General features: G+C 34.8%; 20 protein-coding genes. 12 read left to right on the top strand and 8 right to left on the bottom strand.

Annotated features, from left to right (window positions below; translation table 11 throughout):
- Nucleotides 1-8 precede the first annotated feature (8 nt).
- The 3 genes from GD597_RS00260 to GD597_RS22045 form a co-directional block, all read right to left on the bottom strand.
- Nucleotides 9-422 (bottom strand): lecithin retinol acyltransferase family protein, encoded by a 414-nt coding sequence (locus tag GD597_RS00260; protein WP_171605784.1) that lies wholly within the window; start codon nucleotides 420-422, stop codon nucleotides 9-11.
- A 5-nt stretch (nucleotides 423-427) separates the two neighbouring features.
- Nucleotides 428-601 (bottom strand): hypothetical protein, encoded by a 174-nt coding sequence (locus GD597_RS00255; RefSeq protein WP_171605783.1) that lies wholly within the window; start codon nucleotides 599-601, stop codon nucleotides 428-430.
- Nucleotides 602-1,162: 561 nt separating this feature from the next.
- Nucleotides 1,163-1,294: a hypothetical protein gene (locus GD597_RS22045; protein WP_262888821.1), complete on the bottom strand. Its 132-nt coding sequence runs from the start codon at nucleotides 1,292-1,294 to the stop codon at nucleotides 1,163-1,165.
- Nucleotides 1,295-1,412: 118 nt separating this feature from the next.
- Between GD597_RS22045 and GD597_RS00250 the strand changes: the two genes are divergently transcribed.
- The 8 genes from GD597_RS00250 (at nucleotide 1,413) to GD597_RS00215 (ending at nucleotide 18,446) form a co-directional block, all read left to right on the top strand.
- Nucleotides 1,413-1,898 carry a hypothetical protein gene (locus GD597_RS00250; protein WP_171605782.1) on the top strand — a complete coding sequence of 162 codons (486 nt, stop codon included), beginning with the start codon at nucleotides 1,413-1,415 and terminating at the stop codon, nucleotides 1,896-1,898.
- Between the two features lie 9 nt (nucleotides 1,899-1,907).
- Complete coding sequence (locus tag GD597_RS00245) at nucleotides 1,908-4,943, top strand: type IV secretory system conjugative DNA transfer family protein (RefSeq protein WP_171605781.1); 3,036 nt, start codon at nucleotides 1,908-1,910, stop codon at nucleotides 4,941-4,943.
- A gap of 838 nt (nucleotides 4,944-5,781) precedes the next feature.
- On the top strand, nucleotides 5,782-7,245 hold the full coding sequence (locus tag GD597_RS00240; protein ID WP_171605780.1) for a ring-infected erythrocyte surface antigen domain-containing protein: 1,464 nt from the start codon (nucleotides 5,782-5,784) through the stop codon (nucleotides 7,243-7,245).
- A gap of 8 nt (nucleotides 7,246-7,253) precedes the next feature.
- A complete protein-coding gene (locus GD597_RS00235; RefSeq protein WP_171605779.1) occupies nucleotides 7,254-11,069 on the top strand; it encodes a hypothetical protein in 3,816 nt (1,271 codons plus the stop codon).
- 10 nt (nucleotides 11,070-11,079) lie between these two features.
- Nucleotides 11,080-11,619 carry a glutathione peroxidase gene (locus GD597_RS00230; protein ID WP_171605778.1) on the top strand — a complete coding sequence of 180 codons (540 nt, stop codon included), beginning with the start codon at nucleotides 11,080-11,082 and terminating at the stop codon, nucleotides 11,617-11,619.
- Between the two features lie 25 nt (nucleotides 11,620-11,644).
- Nucleotides 11,645-16,333, top strand: a complete 4,689-nt coding sequence (locus GD597_RS00225) for a DUF6443 domain-containing protein (protein ID WP_171605777.1) — start codon at nucleotides 11,645-11,647, stop codon at nucleotides 16,331-16,333.
- Nucleotides 16,330-16,599, top strand: a complete 270-nt coding sequence (locus tag GD597_RS00220; RefSeq protein ID WP_171605776.1) for a hypothetical protein — start codon at nucleotides 16,330-16,332, stop codon at nucleotides 16,597-16,599. The genes GD597_RS00225 and GD597_RS00220 overlap by 4 nt, the downstream gene beginning before the upstream one ends.
- 1,559 nt (nucleotides 16,600-18,158) lie before the next feature.
- Entirely contained in the window at nucleotides 18,159-18,446 is a 288-nt protein-coding gene (locus tag GD597_RS00215) for a single-stranded DNA-binding protein (RefSeq protein WP_171605775.1), read from the top strand.
- 306 nt (nucleotides 18,447-18,752) lie between these two features.
- On the opposite strand, the gene GD597_RS00210 is transcribed toward GD597_RS00215, so the two are convergent.
- Genes GD597_RS00210 through GD597_RS00195 form a run of 4 tightly spaced genes read right to left on the bottom strand, consistent with a single transcriptional unit; the run spans nucleotide 18,753 to nucleotide 21,548 of the window.
- Nucleotides 18,753-20,114 carry a hypothetical protein gene (locus GD597_RS00210; protein ID WP_171605774.1) on the bottom strand — a complete coding sequence of 454 codons (1,362 nt, stop codon included), beginning with the start codon at nucleotides 20,112-20,114 and terminating at the stop codon, nucleotides 18,753-18,755.
- A 6-nt stretch (nucleotides 20,115-20,120) separates the two neighbouring features.
- Nucleotides 20,121-20,594 carry a hypothetical protein gene (locus tag GD597_RS00205; protein WP_171605773.1) on the bottom strand — a complete coding sequence of 158 codons (474 nt, stop codon included), beginning with the start codon at nucleotides 20,592-20,594 and terminating at the stop codon, nucleotides 20,121-20,123.
- Nucleotides 20,581-21,057 carry a DUF7665 family protein gene (locus tag GD597_RS00200; protein ID WP_171605772.1) on the bottom strand — a complete coding sequence of 159 codons (477 nt, stop codon included), beginning with the start codon at nucleotides 21,055-21,057 and terminating at the stop codon, nucleotides 20,581-20,583. Before GD597_RS00200 ends, GD597_RS00205 begins: the two co-directional genes overlap by 14 nt.
- Nucleotides 21,054-21,548, bottom strand: a complete 495-nt coding sequence (locus tag GD597_RS00195; RefSeq protein WP_171605771.1) for a hypothetical protein — start codon at nucleotides 21,546-21,548, stop codon at nucleotides 21,054-21,056. Before GD597_RS00195 ends, GD597_RS00200 begins: the two co-directional genes overlap by 4 nt.
- 107 nt (nucleotides 21,549-21,655) lie before the next feature.
- Here GD597_RS00195 and GD597_RS00190 point away from each other — a divergent pair, with 107 nt between their 5' ends.
- From GD597_RS00190 to GD597_RS00175, 4 genes are read left to right on the top strand one after another with little or no spacing between them, the layout of a single operon-like run.
- A complete protein-coding gene (locus GD597_RS00190) occupies nucleotides 21,656-22,243 on the top strand; it encodes a hypothetical protein (protein WP_171605770.1) in 588 nt (195 codons plus the stop codon).
- Between the two features lie 9 nt (nucleotides 22,244-22,252).
- The gene (locus GD597_RS00185; RefSeq protein WP_171605769.1) at nucleotides 22,253-22,651 is read left to right on the top strand and encodes a hypothetical protein; all 399 of its coding nucleotides are present in this window, start codon (nucleotides 22,253-22,255) and stop codon (nucleotides 22,649-22,651) included.
- Nucleotides 22,648-23,421, top strand: coding sequence for an ImmA/IrrE family metallo-endopeptidase (locus tag GD597_RS00180; protein ID WP_171605768.1), 774 nt, complete (start codon nucleotides 22,648-22,650; stop codon nucleotides 23,419-23,421). Before GD597_RS00185 ends, GD597_RS00180 begins: the two co-directional genes overlap by 4 nt.
- 8 nt (nucleotides 23,422-23,429) lie before the next feature.
- The gene (locus tag GD597_RS00175) at nucleotides 23,430-24,071 is read left to right on the top strand and encodes a hypothetical protein (RefSeq protein WP_171605767.1); all 642 of its coding nucleotides are present in this window, start codon (nucleotides 23,430-23,432) and stop codon (nucleotides 24,069-24,071) included.
- 48 nt (nucleotides 24,072-24,119) lie between these two features.
- Here the strand turns inward: GD597_RS00175 and GD597_RS00170 are convergent, their stop codons facing one another.
- Nucleotides 24,120-24,341 (bottom strand): hypothetical protein, encoded by a 222-nt coding sequence (locus GD597_RS00170; RefSeq protein WP_171605766.1) that lies wholly within the window; start codon nucleotides 24,339-24,341, stop codon nucleotides 24,120-24,122.
- Nucleotides 24,342-24,855 lie beyond the last annotated feature (514 nt).

Below are 24,855 nucleotides of genomic sequence, written 5' to 3'. Positions count from 1 at the left end.
TATATTTATTAATCATTTGAAATTAATCCTAGAATGAGTAGTGCTATGATACCCAAATATGCAATATCAGCTTGCTTGCTTATCGCTTTGCCTATTATAATATCATTCGCAAAAGATTCGCAGTTATAGTTTAATAAGCTATAAGGTTTACCAGCTAATTTTAAAGCACGTTGAACAATAACTTTTCTTTCAGTATAAGTGCCTTTGAATTTTTCAATTCTATCAATCTTTTTTACTTTAAGAAAATAGTCAGATGCTTTAATAATGTGTACACCGTTGATTTTAGTGTTTTCAGCAATTAACTCAACTCCTTCTGGTGTAGATCCTAAATAAACTGCATGATGCTTTAGGATACCTGTTGAAAATAGCGGTTCTATAATACGGTCTCCAGATTGGAGACCGTACAGATTTGAATAAGTCATATTTTCTACTTTTCTTTTTTTACCCCCTTAAATTTTGTACCATCACTCTTTACATCCATAAACCGACCTGTTTCACTGTCTCGTTTTACGAATTTTTGATTTTGGGGATTAAAAACTTGGGTGCGCTCTTTTACTGCACCAATACGTCTGTTGTCTCCGGATTTTCCGTTGCTTGCCATTATTATGTTGTTTAAAGTTCTTGCCTAGTTTCAGAACTACTGCGGATAGGCAAATAAGCCGACAAGCTTAATGTGAAGGAGTGGTTTTGGCAGGGATAATATTTTTTGCCATATTGCCGCAAAATGGAGTGTTGTTTTTTGGTAAACAACACGTACATTCGCGCCAGAAAAGTAAAACCAACCGGAAAAGAGTAAGCTTGTTTAACTCATTTCCTCAAAGACCTTAGGTGGTGAGAAACCTAAGGTCTTTGCCTTCTTTTTCTTTTTTTTAACATTTCAATAATTAGGCCATTTTTATTTTTTTACATGCCTATGACAAAGTTACAGATTATCCTTCACTGATAATTAATTTAGTAAATAATTGCTAAAGTTTTGCACATTTTTAAAAAGTTTTCCTCACTTATTTTTATAATTTCAACATTCAATTTCCAAAATCGGCCTAAAATTCATACAACTTACTTTTCATGTTATTTCGTCATGACGATTATGTGGAATTTGCTATGTCATTAATTGCTAGCAAAATGTAAATTCGATTTTTTGAATATACATGCTCCATTTTTTTTAAATATCTTCAAGCTTATAAGGTGCCTCATTGAATGTTACAAATTCATCAGGTTGTCCCATTTGAGAAATGAATTTTTTCAAATCAGAATTTCTACTAACATAAAAATCTAAAAGAATTTTATCTACCATTGAATAAGTTGTTTATTCGTTTTTGGGTTACCTTAAAATTTTTCAATTATTTGAAAATTTAAAATAGAAATTTTAAATTAGGTGCTTAATCCTTTTCATAACCTCTAAAACTCTCACAATGGCTATTCCGATTACCCAAATGCTCTCCAACTGGGGCAACCTCTTTCCATTCTTCAATATGTCAACAGATAAATTTTACGCTAAACTTGAAGAAGTTATTAAATCACATCAAATACCCGATACTAAAATAGAGCGGGTGAACTTAAAAGAAGGAGGCTTTCTTTCTGCTTCCCGTGAATATTTGCGGGTCAAGTATCATAATCTTGTTTTTGATATTTGTGCAGCTCCATTCGGTAAAGACTTCTTTGTTTCCTGGTGGCTTTATGAAACTGAAAGTGCAATGAAAAGCTTGATGAAGCTCACTAAGGCCACCGAATTTTTAAGTGAACGAGCAGCACGGCAAACTTTTTTTGAAGCAGATCAAGAAAGTATGTTTCGTTCATGCGTTCATAAGTGTGTTTTAGAAGTAATTGATTCAATGCTTTCTGACACGGGTTCTCGATTAAGTGAAATGGAAAGACAAATTCATGTAAGTCGCGCGTAAGGTATTATAATGACTGCATCTGAATACTTTACCTATCAATTCTATTCCTGGGAATTTCGTGGGAGGGGATGGTATGTCTCTGACTCGCCGGTATGCCTAGAGCCGCCTTTTATTCCATTTTTTCGGCATGGATTTCAAGAGGAATATGTTGATGATGGGAAGCGGCACACCTTTATTAGTAAAGCAATTGAACTGGTTAAAGGGAAAAAGCCTGTAATAACAAATGATATCCCTGTTTTAGAATATGAAGATATTACACCCTTTGAAGATACCAATGCATCCGCTTTAAGAGCTTTGCAAATACAGTTTCCAAAAGAAAGGAAGATAACACCCGAAAGGATGAAAGCCATACTACTTATGCTTTCTTCTTGCGAGCATGTAATTTCCTTTGAAATAATTGGAAATGCGAAGGAGATTGTATTGCAATTTGTTTCCAGCGAAACAGATAGTTATATTATTGAAACTTATATAAAAGCTTATTTTCCTGAAGCAAGTACACTGTATACCTCGGTATATCTTGACCATATCGTTCAAGAATACGGATATGTGGCCATTGTAGATTTTGGGCTAAAGGAAGAATTCTTTCGTCCCTTGTATATAGCTAAGAATTTCAATATAGACCCTTTAACGGGTATTCTGGGCGTTTTAGAGCGATTTCAGGGTGAAGAGCAGGGTGGTGTTCAGGTTCTCTTTCAGGGAGCTGTAAATGCATGGAGAGATAGTATTGTTCGGAGCGTTACTCTATTTGATGGAAATTCTTTTTTTAACGATGATGCCCTTGCTCCAAAACGCGCACTTGAAAAAGTACAGAGTTCTTTATTTGGGGTAGCTATTCGTGTTTTCGGACAAGCATGTGAAAAATCCGAGGCACTGGCAGTTTCAGACCAAATTGGTACTGCGCTGTTACATTCTTCGGAAAGTGGAGCCAATCAATTAATTCCACTTGGAAATCAGGAGTATACATTTGAAATGCGATTGCACGATTTACGACTACGGAAATCACATAGACTTGGGATGCTTTTAAATGTAGATGAGCTATCCACATTTTTGCATTTTCCCGCTGATGCAATCGTCTCTAAGAAACTTTTTTTGGGAATAAGGAAGACAAGAGCTGTGCCGCTAATTGCTCAAAATAAGCAATATATTCTAGGTGAAAATTATCATCAAGGGGTTTCTCAATCGGTCTCATTAGGAGTAGAGGAACGTGTAAAACATACACATGTCATCGGTGCAACCGGTACAGGCAAATCTACCTTGATTGCAAATTTAATTTTACAAGATGTCGAGCATGGTAACGGTTTGGTTTTATTTGACCCACATGGTGACTTGGTAGATGATGTCATTGGATTGATTCCAGAAGAGAGAATATCCGATGTTATTTTGATAGACCCTTCAGATACAGAATTTCCAATTGGTCTAAATGTTTTGCAGGCTCATACTGATATTGAGCGGGAAATTCTATCTTCTGATTTGGTAGCGACCTTTAAGAAATATGCGACCTCATGGGGTGACCAAATGAGTGCAGTATTGGGAAATGCAATCCAAGCTATTTTAGAAAACCCACATGGGGGTACACTGACTGATCTGAGAAGATTTCTTATTGAAAAGGAGTATCGTCAGCTATTTTTAGAAAAGGTTACTGACCCTACAGTCTTGTACTATTGGCAAAAGGAGTTTCCGCTTTTAAAAACAAATTCAATTGGCCCAATACTCACCCGGCTAGATGGCTTTTTGCGCCCACGGAGTATTCGGAACATGGTTATTCAAAATAAGGGCATTGATTTTGAAAACGCATTGAATACCAATAAGATCATACTTTGTAAACTAGCACAGGGTTTAATTGGTATGGAAAATAGTTTTGTACTCGGGTCACTATTACTTTCAAAAATACACCAGGCACTTTTTCGAAGACAGCAGCTAACAAACAGAAAACCAATTTTTTTGTATCTAGATGAATTTCAAAATTTTATAACGCCTTCGATAAAGGAGCTTTTAAGTGGTATTCGGAAATATAATGTTGGCCTTACCCTTTCGCACCAGGATTTGCAGCAATTGCATCGTGAGGATGCTGAATTACTCAATAGTGTGCTTGGGAATACGAATAATAGGATTGTCTTTCGTGTAGGGGAACCAGATGCAAAAAATCTTCAAGATGGTTTTGGTCATTTTGAATATCCTGATTTGCAAAATTTAAGTACCGGGGAAGCTATTATCAGAATTGAACAGCCACAATTTGATTGTTCGCTTACTACCCTCCCCATACCACAGGTAAATGCATCGCAGCGAAGCACGCAACTTGAATCGGTAAGAACTTCTTCACGTCATAAGTATGCTTCAACAAAGCAAGAAGTAGAGCAGTTGCTCTATGCAATGCTTTCCGGAACTATTCCGAAGAATACACAAACTCTTGTAAACGCGCCAGTTGTAGCAAATGTGCCTGGTGATAAGGTGCCAAGTGATAAAGTAGTTCATATCGAAGAGAATACTCTGCAAGAGTTCCCAAGTGAATTTCCAGAGTTGAAATTGAATTCAAAGAAAATTTCTGCCCACAGGTACCTGCAGTCTTTAATAAAGCAAATGGCTGAATCAAAAGGGTATATAGCAATCATCGAAATGCAAATCCCTCATAGTCAGGACCATGTTGATCTCGTTTTAACAAAGGAAGGCAAACGTATCGGAGTTGAAATATGTAATACAACTGATCCGGAATGGGAGATGCATAACATCATGAAATGTATTGATGCAAATTTTGATCTGGTAGTTTCCCTTTGTGAAGATAAAGTGCAATTAGAGAAAATTCGGAAGAAGTGCAGGGCTGGTATAGCCGAATTTGAAAAGAAGCATGTGGAGTTTTTTACTCCAGACGCATTCTTTTCTTTTTTAGATACATATATAGTAGCACCAGTACCCAAAGAAGAGACAATTATGAAAGGCTACAGGGTTAATGTTACCTATGATGCAGTTACCAGAGAAGAGATGAACCGCAAGCGAGCCTCAGTAGCCAAAGTAGTACTTAGTACAATGAAAAAGCATAATCAAAAATAAGTTTAGTATTTGTATCCTTCGTATTCAATTTCCTATACTAATTGATTTTTCCCTGTATAACCCTGCCGTACTTGCGACAGTATCCTAAAAATTACCTTTTTTATTGTTGAGCCAAAAAATATTGATTCCACTTGATTCTTAATACCTTAATATTAAATAAGTGTTTAAATAACACTAATATTTTACTGTTTCAAAAAAACTTTCAAATTTTAAGGTAAAATACTTTTCTATTTAAAATATTTTTTCTTCCTTCACATCTCCTAAAGAAAACTGTTAGCTTATATATATCCCACTTTAAAAAAATTATTAACAACCAAACCTGATTTCCGTATGCTAGTAAAAAATTGCACTTAGTGCATCAACCCAAAATGCAAAAAAATAAATGTTATAAAAAAGGTTAACACCGATATTGTAGCGAAGCTCTCACACCTTGTTTTATTCTGTTTTACATTTTGCTAAACATATAAAATTTACTTGCCGTTTATTCCATGTGATGCGTGCATGCTGTAATTGTATTGCCCAGTTTAGAGGTGATTATATTGCTGTAATAGCCTATGGCATTGTATTTCGTGAAATAAATCGTTGAGTATTTATGACGGTATTGTCATTGTGTAAACTACTTTGAAAAGTGGGTAGGGGGATTTTATGCGTCAAAACGTTCTCTTGTTGCATCTGCAATTTGATAAAATGATTAATAAATTATTGTTATCAAGTTATGATTTTATATGACTGTCATTTCTACCATTTTGTTTTTGAATAGTTTGAAATGCACAATAATTGTTTTGAGTTTATATACTTATTTAGAAATGCTTGTACAAAATATAATAAGGTTATCCACATGAAAATAAATCTACTCCTAATATTACTTATTCTTGCTAGAAGTGTATCAGGGCAAGGATTTGAAAAGGATCTTTCTGGCAAACCTGTAGTAGATTCTATGCAGCAAGCTATAAATGCTATTTCTTCAAAATCTATTGATGAAATAAATAAAAAATATAAAAAACTTGGCAATAGTATACAAAATAAAAGTTTGCAACTATTGCAAAACATGCAAAATGAAGAATTGAAAATTAAAAAGAAGTTAGTAGGAACTGATAGCAACACGCTGAATATTCTTTTTGAAGGAAGTAAAGAAAAGTACCAATCTATTCAGAGTAAAATGGAAGGAATAGTCAATGGAAAAAAAATAAAACTGAAAGAATATATTCCTGGTTTAGATAGTGTTGGAACAGCATTTGGGTTTCTAAAAATGAGCAGTTTGCAAATGCCAAGTCTTGAGAAAGATAAGATACAGCAGATAACTGATGCATCGGCTCAAATAAAGAATTTGCAAGATAAATTACAACAGGCAAATGAGTTGCAAACATTTATAGTTGAGCGGCAGCAGGCATTGAAATCAGCTTTAGCAAATTCAGGAATATCTAAAAATTTGATCAATCTCAACAAGCAGGTTTATTACTATCAACAACAAATTGTTGCCTATAAAAATATGTTGCATGAACCTGAGAAAATGGAGCGAAAAGCATTAGAAATTTTAAATAAAATTCCTGCTTTTCAAAAATTTATGCAAAAAAACAGCATGATTGCTAGTCTTCTACGACTTCCAACTGACTATGGTTCTGTTGGTTCATTAGAAGGTATGCAAACCAGGGCACAAGTAGAAGCAATGATCAGTGAACGATTTGCAGGAGTAGGTGCAAATTCCCAGCAATTTTTTGAACAGAACGTACAGACTGCACAATCAGCATTAACTAATTTAAAAGACAAAGTACGCAGCTCAGGGGGAAGTAGCAGTGAAATGACCATGCCAGATTTTAAGCCAAACTCCCAAAAAATAAAACCTTTTTTAAAGCGGTTGGAAACTGGATTTAATTTACAAAGCCAAAAAAGCTCAGGGTATTTCCCATCGTCTACTGACCTGGCACTTTCTATCGGATATAAATTAACAGAAGCACGAATAATTGGAATTGCATTAAGTTATAAAATAGGACTGGGTAAAGGTTTCAACGACATTCATTTTACAAGTGAAGGATTAGGTCTCCGAAGTTTTGTTGATATAAGAGCAAAGGGAACTTTTTGGATTACCGGAGGTTGGGAATATAACTATTTGCAAAGGATAAAGGATATTACTGTATTGAAGGACTCAAAGACCTGGCAAAAAAGTGCTTTGATTGGTGTTAGTAAAAAATATAAAATATCTAGTAAATATGGAGGGTCGGTGCAATTGCTCTATGACTTTTATGCCAATAGACAATTGCCAACTACTTCTCCTATTAAATTTAGAATAGGATACACATTGTAAAATGAAATATGGGATTAATGAACCTGAATTTGGAAAAATTTAAAATTGAAAAAATGCTAACTCGTTCTCGTGGATTTTGCAAATTATTTTTTTTGAAAAGCAGTATGAATCGAATTTTCATGTCACTTTTCTTCTTCCTAGGTCATACTTTTTTTTACATTAATAATACTTTTGCGCAAACTGATCTGCCTCGTATTATAAAGCCTGCACCGGAAGCTTCTTCATTATTTCGATTTCAGGATTATCCCATGGACTATTCCACTGGCTTACCACAAATTAGTATTCCGATTTATGAAATACAAAGTGGTAGTTTAAGTTTGCCAATTAGTATTAGCTACCATGCATCTGGAAGGAAAGTATACGATCAGGATGGCCCGATCGGTTTGGGTTGGAGCTTAAATGCTGGTGGTATGATCACTAGAACAATTTATGGATCTCCTGATTTCGGCACCTTTACAATCGGTACGTATAAATTCCCTTATCCATTTAAAAATCAAAGTGATTTGAGTACAAATAATTTGGATAATTTACAATATCTGGAAAAAATTATGCATTATGCTAATTCAGAAGGAGATATTTCTGTTGGTGAGTGGTCAGATAGTGAATATGATATTTTTTCGTATTCATGCAACGGTTTAAATGGCAAATTTATTTTCAAAGATGTCAATAATATAAAAACCCCTATTTTACTTCCTTTTAAACCATATCAAATAACTCCAAATTTTAATGATAATGGCATCAATTCAATTGAAATTACGGATGAGAAAGGTGTTTCCTATAAATTTATACCAGGGGATACATATGGCTCCGGTTCTAATAGTGCTACCTCAAGTTGGGTGATATCAAAAATTATAGCTGCGAATAATATAGATTCGATTTCTTTTAAATATATAGCATTAAGTCAGGAAAGGCGTACAATCAGCCAGCAAGGGATTTTAATAGATAGTTGGGATATGAAAGATGAAGAATTTCCTGTGAACTATTTGGAGTATCCTGAACCTACAACTACAGAAAATTATAGTAGTAGTCGCTTAGTTGAAATTGACTTTAATCAAGGGAAAATAGTTTTTAATATAGAAAATAATTCTATAAATGATAAGCCGATTAATAATATACAAATTGTAAACAATGAAAATGAAGTTCAGAAAACAATTCAATTTTCAAGATCTATTTGTTATAGTCAATCTGAATTAGGCCTTGCTAAAAATAAATTAGATGCGATCCTTTTTAAGGATAAGAGCAATGCTACAGTCGAAACATACAACTTTGAATATTATCCCTTTATTAATCCTGATAATAATAACCAGTTAAATGTGAGGTATTGTGATTGGTGGGGTTATTATAATGCATCAGGCCAACACGACTTTGTACCAAGATATAATAATGTTCCATTTAAAGGATCAGGTGGTGCCACTTCAAATATAACTGTCGGCAATCCTGCCGCGAATAGGGAGCCTAATCTCGAAGCATTAAAAAGTTGTGTCCTAAAAAAGATAACATTTCCAACAGGTGGGGCTGCAGAGTTTGTTTATGAGAATAATAAGGCAACATTATACGGAGCAAATGGTACGCCAGTTGATGGACCAGGTTTAAGGCTCTATCAACTCAAGACATCTGACAACAACGGACATGTTTTTTATAAAACATATAAATATGGTATTGGTGAAAATGGATATGGTTCCATTGATCTTTTGCCAGAAATGAATACTATGGCAAAAGAGGACATTTATACTTTTTTGGGAGCTTACCCTTTTGGACCTGGCCCGTATGACCCAAATAGAGGAGGGACATATCATCAAAGAACTTTTTATAGTGGCTTTATACCCGAGCTAAGTGAAATTGCGGAACGGCCTGTAATATATACTCAAGTGACAGAATATTTGGGTACTGAAATGAGTAATTCTGGTAAATCTATTTTTAAATATGATAATTCTGGTTGGGCAGCTTCCCAAATGCAAATGTTTAAAACCCTAAGGATTCCGAGGATGCATATTTATAATCAAAATTATTGGGATAATCCTGTTCTAATTAGTAAAGAGGATTATAAGATGTTTAACAATGCTGGTGTTATTTCTTATCAAAAAGTAAAGGAAAGTCAAAATGTTTATTCTTCAACAATAAATGGGTATATAAATGGTCTACATGTGCAGGTGGTATCTGTATATCCTCAAAAAGGAAGGGATATGAATACCCATTATTATGCAGAAAAATTTGGGGAAGAAATTATAGTTTTTCCAAATTCGGTTACCGACAGAATACATACGTTTAATGATTACCAAATTCCAACAGGCTTTAAAAACCTATCTTCTTCAACAGATATAACATACACTGATAACGATCCCATATCCTCAACCACTAACTATACCTATAATCCCTTGTATCAATTGCCAAGTGGTAAATCAACAATAAATAGTAAAGGTGAAACTATTTCCTCTGAAATTTTTTACCCTTTTCAAAACTCAGATGCAGTTAGCCAACAAATGACAGCCCTAAATATGTTGAATTATCCGATTGAACAAAAGGAATATATTAATTCAATTTTTACAAAAGGGGTAAAAACGACTTATAAGGATTGGGGGAATAAAATTCTTGCTCCAGAAAAAATTTATACCAGTCAACGTGGTTTAGCATATGAATTAAGGTTGACTAATTTTGCATATGATCATAAGGGTAATTTATTAAGTGTTGGAAAAGAAAATGATCTACGTAAAAGTTATATGTATGGATATGATAGGCAGCTGCCTATTGCAGAGGTGACTAATGCAAAAAATGATCAAATAACCTCATTCCCCTCTACCGAAAGCGTTAACGAAATTTTTTTTGACCCAAACCACACTATTCCTTATAATATTACTATAACATTTACCACCCAGGCTATAGGGCCAATTACCTTGAAGATTCCTAATGGTGCATGGTTAGGATCAAATCAACAAGCTGGGGCATCTTGTAGCATTGGTTATACCTTAACTAATACCAATGGAACTCAATCACAAGTTGGCAATTTATGTATGGCATCAAACTATACGGTTTGCAGTCCTACATCAAATACTATTACGTTTAACAATATGAGTGCAGGAGATTATACACTTACTATAAGTGTTACCAATAACACTTCATCGGCTCAGGTTCCGTTTGATTATTCATACCAGGTTACCCCCATGGTTATAACCGGATTAAAGGAGTTTTATTATGAAAACTTTGAAGAAAGTTCAGGTGCCAATATTGCAACTAGTAGCCCATTTCTAGGAAAAAAATATTATGCGGGAGATTATACAGTACCTTATCAAATTCCCAATAATAGGCAATATAAAATAGATTACCATTATTTGAGTACAGGGAATACTTGGGTATCAATTTCGAAATCCTTTCAGAATAATATGGTGCTTTCAGAAGGTTCAGCTATAGATGAAGTAAGGGTATACCCTTCAGATGCATTTATGACCACATATAACTATGAATTATTAACTGGTGTAAAAGGAATTTGCGATATAAATAATAAGGTAACTTATTATAATTATGACAATTACTCAAGGCTTAGAAGTATTCTTGATAATGAAAAGAATATCATCAAATTAATTGATTATAGTTACTATAATAATCAAAGCTCCCCGCCAGCTGCATGTAATACTGCAAATTGTATTGGCCCCTCCAAAAAGTGCATAAATGGTTTTTGTATTGCAGGGAAAAGGGTTAATACCAGTACTGTAAAAAAACCAAATGGCACATGGAAATGTACATATTACTATGTATGGGGTGGTACAGTCCCTAATGAAGGGCCATTCACCGAAGTAAACTCAGTGCCTTGTGATATTGATCCATATTAAATAATTTATTATGAAACATTTTATAGTAGGACTTATTCTTACCTACATCTCTGTACATAGCTTGGTTAACTTGAATAGCGCATATGATTATTCACTTCCCGGGGCCTCAGATTCAAGTGAAATTCATTTAAGCAGTTGCACAGGGAAAAAGGTGTTAATTGTTTCCATTGCTACAGGAAGTGATCATGTAAGTCAGCTTAGTGCGTTAGAACAATTGCAACAACAATATGCAGATAGTTTAATAGTTATCGCTGCTCCAAGTAATAGTTTTGGCAATGAACAGCTTACAGATAGCGCAATTGTCGCATTTGTTTCAGAAAATTATAATGCCACGTATTTAATTTCAGGGAAAGTCCAAATTGCTGGAAATGAAATTCATCCTCTTTTTCAATGGCTATCCCAAAAAACTTTAAATGGTGTTTTGAACAACCCGATTGTTGAGGATTTTCAAAAATTCCTTATCGATGAAAACGGCAATCTTATTGGTATTTTTTCTGCATCCGTTGAACCATTAAGTAATGAAATACAGGATGCGATAAAGGGTATATAAATTTTTAACAATACGAATTATTTTTATGAAATTAATTTCAATTGTTTTTGGACTATTTTTTATTTTTCAAAATACATATTGTCCAGCTCAAACTAATAAACCTACAGCACAAAATGCTGTACCGAATTCTCCTAAAATACCAGTAGCTCAAACTGAGGTTTACAATATAGTTAATAGTATTACTGTTTGGGAACCCCAAATAGCATTTAATACAACTCCTAATCTCTCGTTAACAGATCAGGAGGCGGAGGTAAGAAGTTATGGGCGAACAACTGAGGAAGTTAGGAAAAGTACCCAATATTTGGATGGACTTGGTAGGCCAATGCAAAAGGTAGGCTGGCAACAAAGTGGAAATAAAAAGGATCTGGTTAATCCCGTTTATTATGATGAGTTTGGAAAAGTTCAATACAATTATTTACCCTTTGAATCAAGTGAGGCTAATGGGAGTTTAAAATTAAATGCCTACTCGCAACAGCAATCTTTTTGTGCAACCCTGTATCCGGGAGAAACCTTTTTTTATGGTCATACGGTCTATGAAGCTTCTCCTTTGAACAGAGTTCTGAAAACTTATTCACCTGGGAATGTATGGGCAGGTACTGAAGGTATAAATGGGTATAATACAGGTCAATCAATAAGCTATTTTACCAATAAACTTAGTACAGATCAGGTACGGGTATGGAATATTACTAATGATGCATTTACCTTTTCTGCAACAGATGATGGTAAAAATATACCTACTACTAGTATTGGTTATTCAAATGGAAAACTTATAAAAGTTCAAACTACTGATGAAAATGGACATTCTGTCGTAGAATATAAAGATTTTGAGGGGAAAGTAATTTTAAAGAAGGTTCAGGTTGAGAATAGCACTAATGACCCATATTCAGATTGGTTGAATACATATTATGTTTATGATGAATTAGGATTATTAAGGTTTGTAATACCACCAAAGGCAGTGTCCAATATGTCTAATGCAAATTCATGGATCCTTTCTCAGGCGATGGTGAATGAATTATGTTTTAGATATGAGTATGATAATAAGCAAAGAATGATAGCGAAAAAAGTTCCAGGGTCAGCTTGGGTTTACATGGTTTATGATAAAAGAGACAGGCTTGTTTATACTCAGGATGGCTTGATGAGAAGTAAAACTCCAATGCAGTGGATGGTTTCCTTTTATGATATCCTTAACCGACCAGTAATGTCTGGCATTATGACAAAATCTATTTCATATTCTGCATTGAACGATTTATTAAATTCCCTTGATTATGCCAGTACAACAATTTATGAAGATATTAGTATAAATACAAATCCACTTCCTGGTTTTAGTAATGGTGGGGAAGGTTTTGTAGCACTTTCAAAAACCGATTATGATGATTATACAGATGCAAACAATGTAGCTTTCGCTGAAACTTATTCTAACTTCTTTAATAATTTATTATTACCCATAAATCAAAATGCACTTGGCATCGAACTAAATCCATCTGCACCGTCAAGTTTAACTCTTGGACAAGTTACAAGAACTAGGGTACGTGTATTATCTGATTTAAACAATTTGGCTAATAATGTATGGTTACCTACACATAATTTTTATAATGACAAGGGTAGGCTTATACAAAAAATAAGTAAAAATTATGCTAATCAAACAGTGGATAGTTATAATGCTGGTAACGACATCATTACTATACTATACGATTTTTCTGGCAAGATTTTAAGTTCTTATGATGCCAATAGGTTTAAACCTGTAAGCGAAACCGCCAAGGAAAAGGGTATCGCAACCGATTTTGAATACAATCATATGGGTAAACCCATAAAAATCCGTAAAAGAATTTTTAATGCATTGGCAAATACCACTCCAAGCCAGTCAGTGACGATTGTTAGGAATTCATTTGATGCATTAGGACAATTATTAACTAAAAATTTAGGTCAAAAAAGGGATGAAACTGGGGTTTATACCATAACACCAATTGAAACACTTGATTATGAATACAATATTCGTGGCTGGCTAAAAAGCATTAATAAGAATTATGCAAAGGCTTCAAGTACGGCAGACAACCGATGGTTTGGAATGATTTTAAGCTATGAATGGGGTTTTGAAAAAAATCAATACAATGGAAACATCAGCGGAATTACATGGCGTAGTAATGGGGATGATGAAAAAAGGTCTTTTGGCTATGGCTATGATAATGCAAATCGGCTATTATATGCTGATTTTAAACAATTAACAAATGGGACCTGGAATAATGATGCCACTATCGATTTCACAGTTTTAATGGGCGATGGGATAAATTATTATAGTGCATATGATCCTAACGGGAATATATTGGAAATGAAACAAAAAGGTATTTACTTAAATACCACAGGGATTACGAATAGTTATATTGATGAACTTAGTTATGCATATTTTGATAATAGTAATAAATTGAAAAGTGTTGATGATACCCAAGTTGATAGAAAATTGGGTGACTTTGTAAATGGAAATATCGGAGATGATTATGGGTATGATTTAAATGGTAATATGCTTAGTGATAAAAATAAGCGGTTAGATGGTTTAACCGGAATTGATAAGACCACTGGCGCTATTGAATATAATTATTTAAATCTGCCTTCTAAATTAAATATAGCAACAGATGATAATAGCAACGGAAATTTTGTAAAGGGTGTAGTTACTTATATTTATGATGCAGCCGGCAACAAACTTGCTAAGAAAGTTATTGAAAATCCTAAATTATATAATAGTCAAACAACAAGAACGGTTATTACAAATTATAGTGGATTTTCTGTTTTCGAAAAGGTAGATATATTGCAAGGAGCCAATCAAACCAATGGAGAAACAAAACTTCAATTTTTAAATTTTGAAGAGGGAAGAATTAGAGAAGGAGCTATAAATAGTGAAAATGTATTGCAACATAATTTTGATTATTTCATTAAAGACCATTTAGGAAATATCCGAATGGTTTTAACTGATGAACAAAAATCAACTCTCTATCACGCCGGAATGGAGGATGCCAATAGAACGTTTGAAGTTAGTCTCTTTGGTGATAAGATTAATTCCACCTATTCAGGTAAGCCTTCTGGATTTGATGCTGATGTAAACAATCTTAATGTTTCGAAAGTAAACGGAACATTGGCAGAAAATCGAGTGGGCCCAGGGATTATTTTAAAGGTGATGACAGGTGATAAGTTTACTGCAAATACTCAAGCATGGTACTTGCCAACAGGTATGGATAATACAGTTGACAATACGCTGCAAAATATAGCTATAAATATTGCTAATCAGTTATCATCAAATGTATCAGCTTTGGGAAAAGGTACAATAGCAAGTAATGTAAATTCTAATATTGTCCAGCCTGGTGTTCAGGATTTATTAAATACTCAAATTCCACAATCTGGTAGCCCTAAAGCATATTTAAACTGGGTATTGTTGGATGAAAAAACATTTAAAGCAGTTGCAAGTGGGTTTAGATCGGTCCCTCAAATCGTAGGGGCTACTCAAAAGCAATTATTACAATTAAACAATGGAAATGATATTGAAATTACAAAAAACGGGTATCTTTATGTCTATGTAAGTAACGAGAGTAAGGGGAATGTATATTTTGATGATATTAATATTCAATATAATGCGGGCCCTCTGTTAGAGGAAACACATTATTATCCCTTCGGACTCACCATGAGTGGTATCACTTCTTCTTCTTTAAATTTTGGAAATGCATCTAATAAAAAATTATACAATGGAAAAGAATTTCAGAACAAAGAGTTTACAGACAATGGTGGCTTAGAACTTTACGATTTTGGTAAACGCATGCAAGACCCTCAATTGGGAAGATGGTGTGTATTAGATCCTAAAGCTGATTTATTAGAAATTTCATCTCCTTATGTTTATTGTTATAATAATCCAATAACCTATACCGATCCTGATGGGGAACTGGCAATTTTTATAAATGGTAGAGCATCAGGAGGAACAAATCCAATAAATTATGAACAGAGCCTAAGTCATCCATATTGGTCACAAGCTATTTTAGATGCTGTTTCACATTCAGGAATTCCGTATGGGTCTAATCAAATGTTTGTTGACGGTGATCGATATTATTATGAAGCCGGCCCATATAGTAAGACTTACGGCGCAAGCGAAGACGTTATCCATTACGGTAGCTGGATTACAGGTCATAGCGCTTCAAGCAGAAATCAAGCTGGTTACATTATTGGCAAACAAGATTTTCAATACATTCTTTCAAGACTTCATAGAGACCCTGAAACTAATAAGATAATTGAGAAGATAGAGATTTACACACATAGTCGTGGAGCAGCATTCGGAGCTGGATACGTAGATGCGTTATTAGAGATGATTAAACAGAATGCCGACCAATTTGCTGACGCTGACAATGAAATTGATTTAGTTTATAACGCTGCACCAAATGAAGCTGGCAGAGATGGTACAAAAGAACCTTTAGGAGTAGGCTTAGCCGTATCGCACCATCATAGCGGAGATAAATTTTCAGATACCGATCAACAAGGAACTAATGCAAATATGTCTAGTGATGAAACAGCAGGTGGACCAGTTGGTCGCCACTTAATTGACTCTTTTGTGAAAGATATAACTGCATTTTCACAAGCTTTTGCAAGTAGTATAAATAAAAAGGACACAAAAAAGATACTTACAAACTTTATTAACACCATGCAACAGCAGTATGGTATAACAGTAACCGTTGAACAATGAGTAAAATTTTAAAGATAATCTTGATTAATATTGGGCTATTTGCAATTCTTGAACCTTTAAGTATATTAAGCGCTTTTCTTGCGGGTTATGCCGCAAGTGGTCAGGAGCCATCTGCTTGGACATTATTTCTAGGGTTTATTATTTTTCATTTAGGCATAAACTTATTCATATTGAAAAGATTGAATGCATTATCTATTATATATATAATAATAAGTAACCTTGAAATATTTATTCTTTATGGAATTGTAGCTTGGACATTCAGATGACAATGAAGCCTTCCCATTTTTACAACATAGGTAATAAGGTCTCTCTTCGGCTTTGTCGGCAAGGAGTACGCCAAACTAATGCAGTAAAAAGCATTTTCCTTTTAAAACCTTTTAAGGAATGCTTTTACCTGCATTATCCTACGGATGCTTTGCAGTTTGTCATACTCCTTGCTACTCCTACAGCCTACGTTCGGACAACTCTTATGACCTTCACCCAACTTCGTTCATTTCTTCCTTCGTGAGCTTCATTACACCATGCTCGCTTCCAAGCACTAAACACAAGGAGATGAAACACTTTGTTGATTTGTATATGATTCTTTTAAGTGTCCATCTCCTTGTGCCTTTACCTATACACAGCTCACTTGGTTCCAATTGCTCACTATGTCATCCATTCTCTTCAGTAAGGTTCAGTTCACCCGTTGTCCATAATTTTGCTCGCCTTGCGTGCCTGCTATGGCTGCGGGTTTGTCATGCTTTTTGTAATAAAAGAAATAAGGAGGTACTAGTCACCAAAAAGACCCGCCAAACCCTTGCGTAAACGTAGCTGTCCACCGCATTTTCATGCTTCTTGTCCAGCACCATATCAGGCGCTCGCAGTCACATCCAGTCGTACCTCCTTCCTGTGCCTTTCACGGCTCGCTTCGCTCCTGTGCCCCGGCACCGGTTACTCCCCGGTGCGGCTCTGCTTTTTTTGGCCGCAGGCGCTTTTCCCTTTTATAAGTTCATACATTTTTTTGAGCCACATAAATCAATTTCAATAAAAAATAAGGCAATATTCAAAGTTCTTTTTTCAGGCATGATTTAATACTATAAAGCAGAATACTATTTCCTCTTTTTGTTCAATTATTTTTATACAGTCTTGTTGGTTCTGTAATTTATTTTAATCAAAAAAAATGTGCTTTAATCCTTTTAAATATATAAAATTTTCTGTAGTTTTCTGTAGTTTTTAAGGGTTTAGGGTTGGAAAAAAGGGGAATGTTTTTAGGTACCCCTTTTTTGTATTGATGTTAAAAACTAGTGTCATGGATACTTTTTTAATTTAGTAGATTTTTACTCAATTATTATTCAAGGCCCCTGCCGCAAAGATATTGTCAGTCTCTGGTGTTCGAAAGTATGCGCTCCATATTCACTTCGCTTTCCTCCGGTTGGAACAAAAAAATCTCCACGCTCATTTTGGTATTTTATTTTTCCGTGAGGTTGTATTTTTTTGCTCCAAACTATTCTTCCACCGCCGCCTGACTAATGGCTGGTCGCTACAGGTATATGAATGAGGCACTCTGCCGAATTTCTTTAATTCCACAATTATTTTTATGACACACACAACTTTATTATCACGGCTTATGATGCTTTCATGGGAGATACAGCGCAAGAAGCGAAAGTCACGATCAAAAGCATTACAGGATGCCTTGGCAATTACGCTCAATGAAGATATTACCGTGTACTATCTTGTTAAGAAACATAGTCATCAGCACTATCCTAACAAAGTACAGTCAGGGCAGGTATCATTGTTCTGTGCCCACTAACTTCTTTATCTGTACTCATTTTAAAACTATATAATTATGCAACAGTTAATCGGAAGGCTCACACAAAATGCCAAAGTGTGCGAACTTAAAGATGGCAGGAAAGTAACCAATTTCAGCATTGCGCTTAATGACTCTTATAAGCAAAAGGGAAGTGGTGAAGTCAAGAAAATTGTAACCTATGTTGATTGTGCCTATTGGATCAATGAGAAGGTTGCTGCATACCTAATCAAAGGTTCAATAGTGGAAGTTAATGGGCGTATTGGTGTACGTGCGTACCTGAATCTACAGAATGAAGCAAAGGGTGTTCTTACTTGTCTTGTATAGGAGATTAAGATACATAGTTATGCGAAGGCAATCACACATATTTCTACTCTTAGTCCGACACAAGGTGTTTCAACTTAGCCAGCAGATGATTTACCTTTTTAGGTAGTAATTAAGGAATCGACTTTCTTTAAGGTCGATATTATGACCTTTTAATCGTAAAAAGCGAGCCGCCCACTATGGGCGGCTCGCTGTGTTGAAGAACATAATTTTATCTCTTAAATATTATATATACAGAAAACAAGGGACATGGCTGCTGGTAATAGAACTGAGGTAATTAAAATAAGATGATCACATTCTCGTATATAATTATTCCTTTATTACAAATCCATTTTTACTCAATTCTATTGTATAGCTTCCTTTAGGGTGTTGTATGGCCTTTGCATCATCAATTGCTCTCAGATGTACTACTATTTTTTCATATCTCATACCACCATTTAAACCTCTTAAAATCTCAGCAATAACTAAGGCACCAGAACAAGCACCAACAAACGATGCTGAAACAGCTTTACCTGCAATTGATAATGGTACAATGCCACAGATATCGTTTTCTATTTTTTTTAATATTTCAAGCACAGAAAGATTTATTTCCATTTTTGATTCGTCTATATCGCCCCAAACATCTTTTGGTGTTTTTGATGATTCCGGGAAAGTATGTAAAATGATGTTATCAAAGGTGGCAAGATTGCTCCCCAAGGCTGATTCTACTATTACGTCAAACCCTGCACTTTCAAGATGTATTCGTGACGATGCAGAATCAAATCCGCATAAAGCAATAAAGGGTTCCTCATTTATTCTTTTTGTATGCTCATCAAATTTCCTTTCCGTTATTACTGTATTAAAGCCTCTTGATTCTAACCATGAATTGCACTTTCTTGTTTTATAAATCCCTGTATCATTCTTTTCACATAATAAGCCTGCGCTAAGATTTGCCTCTACTATTCTGTCATAATCTTGAAGTATAAAAGTGATTTCATTCGGTGCTTTAAATGGCAGTAGCCCAATATTCCAAATATAAGCTTGCCCAAGATGCCCAAGGCCCAAAAACCAAATTTTTTTTGGAAGTAATAAAACCTGCGGACCAACAGCATTATCATCAAGCCAATGTAAATCTGGTCGCCATAGGGAAATTCCCATTGATTTATCACATGAAGAAATATTGATTTTGGATAGTTTTAAAAAAGAAAGGCAAATTGCTAAACCTCCCGAAAATACCCCAGCTGTTGGAATATTTCCAGTTTCAGTAAAAGGGACTTCTATATTTTCAGCAAGTACTCCTGCTTGCCAATCATTGCATACCACTTGCAAAGAATTATCATCATCTACTGGTAGTCCAAACATTATTTTAAAGCAATCATGAGGATTTTTCTCGGTTATCATTGCTCCAGCCTCTAATAAAATTTCATTAAAAACTTTGGCTTCTGGCCAGGGTAAAAGACAAGGAGTGTCATGAGGCATTAGAATATATACACCTCCAAGAAAAGCTCTTTTACCTGTATTGACTGCTGTAATTAATGCTGCCTGTAGAGGTAACGAAGATTTTATTTTATCGCCACAAACAAGATAGATACTCAGCGATTTTAGTTTTTGCATCGCATCTTCAGGCGAACAGTTTTGCTTTTCAATAATGCCAAGCGATAAACGGTTGAATGTATCTTCAGACAATTTCATTTTCTATTATTTATCTGTTATCTTAAATTTTTCTGAGCTTATGTCCCATGTCTTCCATTTTTTATCTCCGAGATATTCGTGGATACCTACATTTCTTAATAGCTGACCTCTTTTGGTTGCTAAATTTGGTACTATCAATGCAAGATGCCCGGCCTGGGCAATCATTGGGTGTTTTTTGTCGGCTCCACTTTGCCCTGTCCAATTACCAGGATGAGTATGGACATCTGCCATCACCTGCAATTCCTTTTCCCTGCATATTTTCCATAATGGTAAATAGCCGTCTCCTTCAAAAACTATGATTCCTGATTCTAAAGAATGTGGGTCCAGTTCATCATAACATATAAATTCAGTTATCTTTCTTTCTGTAGAATTGGCAAGAAGAAAAGCACCGCTTTCACGAATACCTTTTCCTCTCAATTTTAATTCTTTGATTAGCTTTTTCCACAGAGTTTTACTAATAGACAAATCAGTAGTTAGCATAGTCGGCTGAATTTAATAAACGGTGTAAAAAATGTAGGTAAGCTTGAATCTTAAAAGTAGGCTTCCACCAAAGCTCAGGAAACACGGCTTGCCACCCCTCATGTCCTGGCATAGCAAGCCTGTCGCAAGGCGCATAAAGTGCATTGGGATTCCATGCCGGATTAAAAGTGTTAGAAACAAACTTGCTTCCTTTTGGCCATTTTTCATTTGGTAACCTTCCCTGTAGTTCAACATCCCAAGGGCAGGCAGTAGGAGCCTGTGAAGGATAGCCTGATAGGTCAAACCTAAAGTGATACTTATCCGGGTGATTATCCTTTGGTGCTGCCTGTACGCAAATAATTACTAAAGGCCAGTTGGGATATTCTGGATCTTCGTCCACAATACCCCACATATCACTGTCAACACCAGTTTGAAAGCCGGCCTCTGAAACATGCTGTTTAAACTGAAGCAAATCTGGTTTCATCCCTGTATTTGTTTATTAGCTGTTAAAAATAGATTGATATTACATTCGGGAAATGCAACAAAAGAACCAATGTGGTCACTAGGTTGTAAAACAGTACCATCGCCAAGTTTTAAAAGAAGATCGGCTGCATCAACTTCACTAATGTTAAATTTTTTTGCAGCTTGTTTTAAAATCTTTTTGGCTGTGGTGGATGGTGGAACATACTGGGTAATTGTTTGACCGTTGTATTCAACCGACACACTCACCTTTTTGCAGCGATGGCAGTGAATGTGAACTTTTTTCTTAATTCCACCTTTTTCGCCAATTTCCTCCTTCGGCCTTTGTTCTTCTTCATCTTCGACAAAGAACTCTACATCCTCTGGGTTACCAGAATTGGGAAATTCATGTTGATACTTGTTAATTACATCTTTTACTGAGGCTTCTTCTGAAACCTCAACTAATTTGGGCTCACGGTTATTTTCCCCGTGTACGTAAATTTGAATTGTTTTCATTATTAAATTGTTTATACTTGTGTATGCTCCAAAAATACTCTTTTTCGTCAATGGCTAAAAATGGTACATATGGAGCATAGTATTATAAACCGCATATTATTTTTCTGATGGCAGTAATTGACCCACAAACTTTTGAGCAGCTAAAACTGATTTCTGAAAAGGAATGGGGAATTATTTTCAAAGAATTGGTTATCTACTGTGAATTACGGTTAACAAAGATTGGATTTGTACCGAGAACTGAGAAGGATGTGAAAAATGGCGAAGATTTTGCGAATGATGCTATTGAAAAACTATTTAATGGCGACAGAGCCTGGGATTTTATTCGATTCCCTGATGTACTAATTCATTTAAAGGGTGTGGCAAAAAGCCTGATTTGGAGTCATATTAAATCATCGTTAAGGTCAACCGTCAAAAAAGAACTTACTTCTATAGTCTTTGACGACTCTGAAGACTTTGAATCCTTTAGCGATATTGCAACCACAGAAGACCCAGAAACTATTATTATTTCTGATGAAAATTGGAAAGATATTGAAAATCACTTCGGAGGGGATTCAGATGGCTTTATTATGTTCTGTGATTGGATTGATGAAGTTCCGGCAAGAGATATTGCTAAAAAATATAACGTAGATGTAGCTGCTGTTTATAATACAATTAAGAAAGGTAAAAGGATTATTACAAAAATATTTACCATCTAAAAACCGTTCATGCCGTCCAAAAAAATAAATATTGACCATCTAATTGATTCTTATCTGGATGCTGCGTCAAAGAATCCTGGCTCTTTGGATGATATGCTAAAGGAACATGGTTATGACCCTCAAAAAGTTGAAAAACGAGGTGTTAATAATATTAAGAAACTGATGTTTCAAAAACAAGTAGCCATCAATAAAGACAAGTTATTGGGCTTATATTCTAAAGCATTATTAATGGTACAGGTTGCAACAACAGATACTAGGCAAGCCATTTTTACTTTGCTTAAACAAAAATCGCCCAGTCTTCAGTTTAGAAATCTTGAAAACCTTGATGAAGAAAATCTACGTCAAATTTTAACTGAAACAGAAATTCTTGATTTTATTGAAAAATTAGAAAATGGAGAAGCTAAATGATTTCTGAAGCCGTTTTAAAAGCAAGAGAGGTATTTGATTACTGCGGTATCGAAGATCCTGCCGATATTTCTTTGACAGATTTAATTATTTATCATGAAGGTATAGTGAACGAAACCCCATTGAATAATTGTGATGGAAGAATGGTAATGAAAAATGGGAAATCAATAGTTTCTTTGAATTCCAATATTGAATTTCCAAAAAAGAAGCGATTCGTACTTGCTCATGAATTAGGACATATGTTGCTACATAGTAATAACGAAGCAACATTTTCAGATGACTATTCTACATTGGAAGCATATAAACATGGTGCACAAGAAAAAGAAGCAAACGATTTTGCAACTGAACTTTTAATGCCAGAATTACTTTTTAAAGATGCTTGCTTTAAACAAAAATTCTCTCCTGATTTATTGAGGCAGCTATCAGACAAATTTAATACAAGTCTTACGTCCACTATTTATAGATTTATTGATTTTGGCAACCACCCAATTTGCGTATTTTTTAGTAAGGATGGCAAAATAGAATATTATAAGAAATCAGCACAACTTAATTACAGAATACCAGAGAGGAATAAACTTAGTATACCCTCTGATTCAGTTGCTAATGAATATTTTTCCCAAAATAGAATTTATAGAAATGAGGATTCTGCACAGCAAATTTCTAAATCAACATGGTTTGAGCTTGGCTATTATGATAATGACACAGTAATGTTTGAATTTTGCGTAATAGCTCCAAGGTATAATACTGTTGTTAGTGTTATTTGGGAAAAATAGATTTCGCTATGAATAATAAAGATATTCCGATTATATTTTGTTGCTATTGTGGTATCAGAGAGGCTACAACAAAGGATCATGTGCCACCGAAATCAATCTTTAACAAACCACGGCCAGATGATTTAATTACTGTGCCTTGTTGTTTGATGTGCAATAATGATGCTTCAAAATCTGATGAAAAATTTAAGGTCTACCTAGGTATGCACATAGCAAGGCAGGGTGGTGAATCTGAAAGGCTTTTTAAGGAAGGTGTTTTGCCATCCGCAAAACATAATTATAAATTAAGAAAGAATATTTTCAATTCAATGTATCCAGTGAATATTGCAACGGATTCAGGAATTATAACAGGAAAAGGAATGGCTGTGCCATGGGATAATGAAGCCCATTGTAGGACAATAGAAAGGCTAATTAGGGGTTTGTTTTTCCATCATTACGGTAAAATAATTAGTAATAATGCAAGTATTAGCACTTTTTGGTTTAAAGAGCCCCAAAGTATTTTCAATGTTAAGTTATATGAGAATTCAATTGCAAATGGGTATTTCAAATATCAATATAACAAAGTGGAAGAAAGTGATTTTGATTCAATTTGGCATTTCAATTTTTATAATGGGCATTATGCCGGAGGAATGGTTTTAACTTCCCAATTGTAATTTATTTAAATTATTGGCAAAAGTATAGGTATTGGGACAAAACAAATATTAGGATTCACCCAGATTCCTAAATCCGCCTTCCACCTTGTGAATAAGGATTAAATCAGAAATGTCAAACCATTCCTGTTTCGTGGTTTGGTCTGGATCAGTATCAAAAAACTCGCATAAGGCTTTAGTGCCTTCGACTTCTAATACATTAAACGCCAACCCACCACTTATCAATATTCTTGTTTTATGCCTAACAGTATCACCAACTTGTATATTTTCCATATTATTTCTTTCTAGGTTCTTATTTCTTAGTCCTTGCATCAGTAGCAGATATGGCTATCATTTCCTCAAAAGTAACTTTAAACGTTACCTTTCGCTCGTATTGCTCCGCTCTTGGTTTTATCGTTTTACTGCTTTTGCAATAACACCACTAAATTACAAATTATTCGTACTTTTACAAAATGGTAAATCCCTGCAATGAAATCACCTAATTAGAGTTATTCAATGCGAGCTTCACAGCACATAAATTGATAGTGTTCTTTCTGTTCAAGATTATTTACCGTTAGAAATGGCGGTTTTTAATTTATAATTATTCTCATCTTTTTTGGCCCAATTCCCTACTGTTGTGGTTTTACTCATAATCCAGAACACTCACGTGAAAAATGTTCTGCCCTGCATAGTCTGACGGTGATTTTATTTTCATTAATTCAAAATTCCTGAGTCATTGAAGATTGAAATTTGGAAATAGTAGAATAGGGCTTTTTGTTGAAGTAGTGGTTCTTTCTTGATTAAATTA

The organism is Limnovirga soli, assembly GCF_013106755.1.
Lineage (GTDB): Bacteria > Bacteroidota > Bacteroidia > Chitinophagales > Chitinophagaceae > Limnovirga > Limnovirga soli.
Note: the sequence above shows the minus strand (reverse complement) of the source record. Positions and strands in the feature narration are given on the sequence as shown.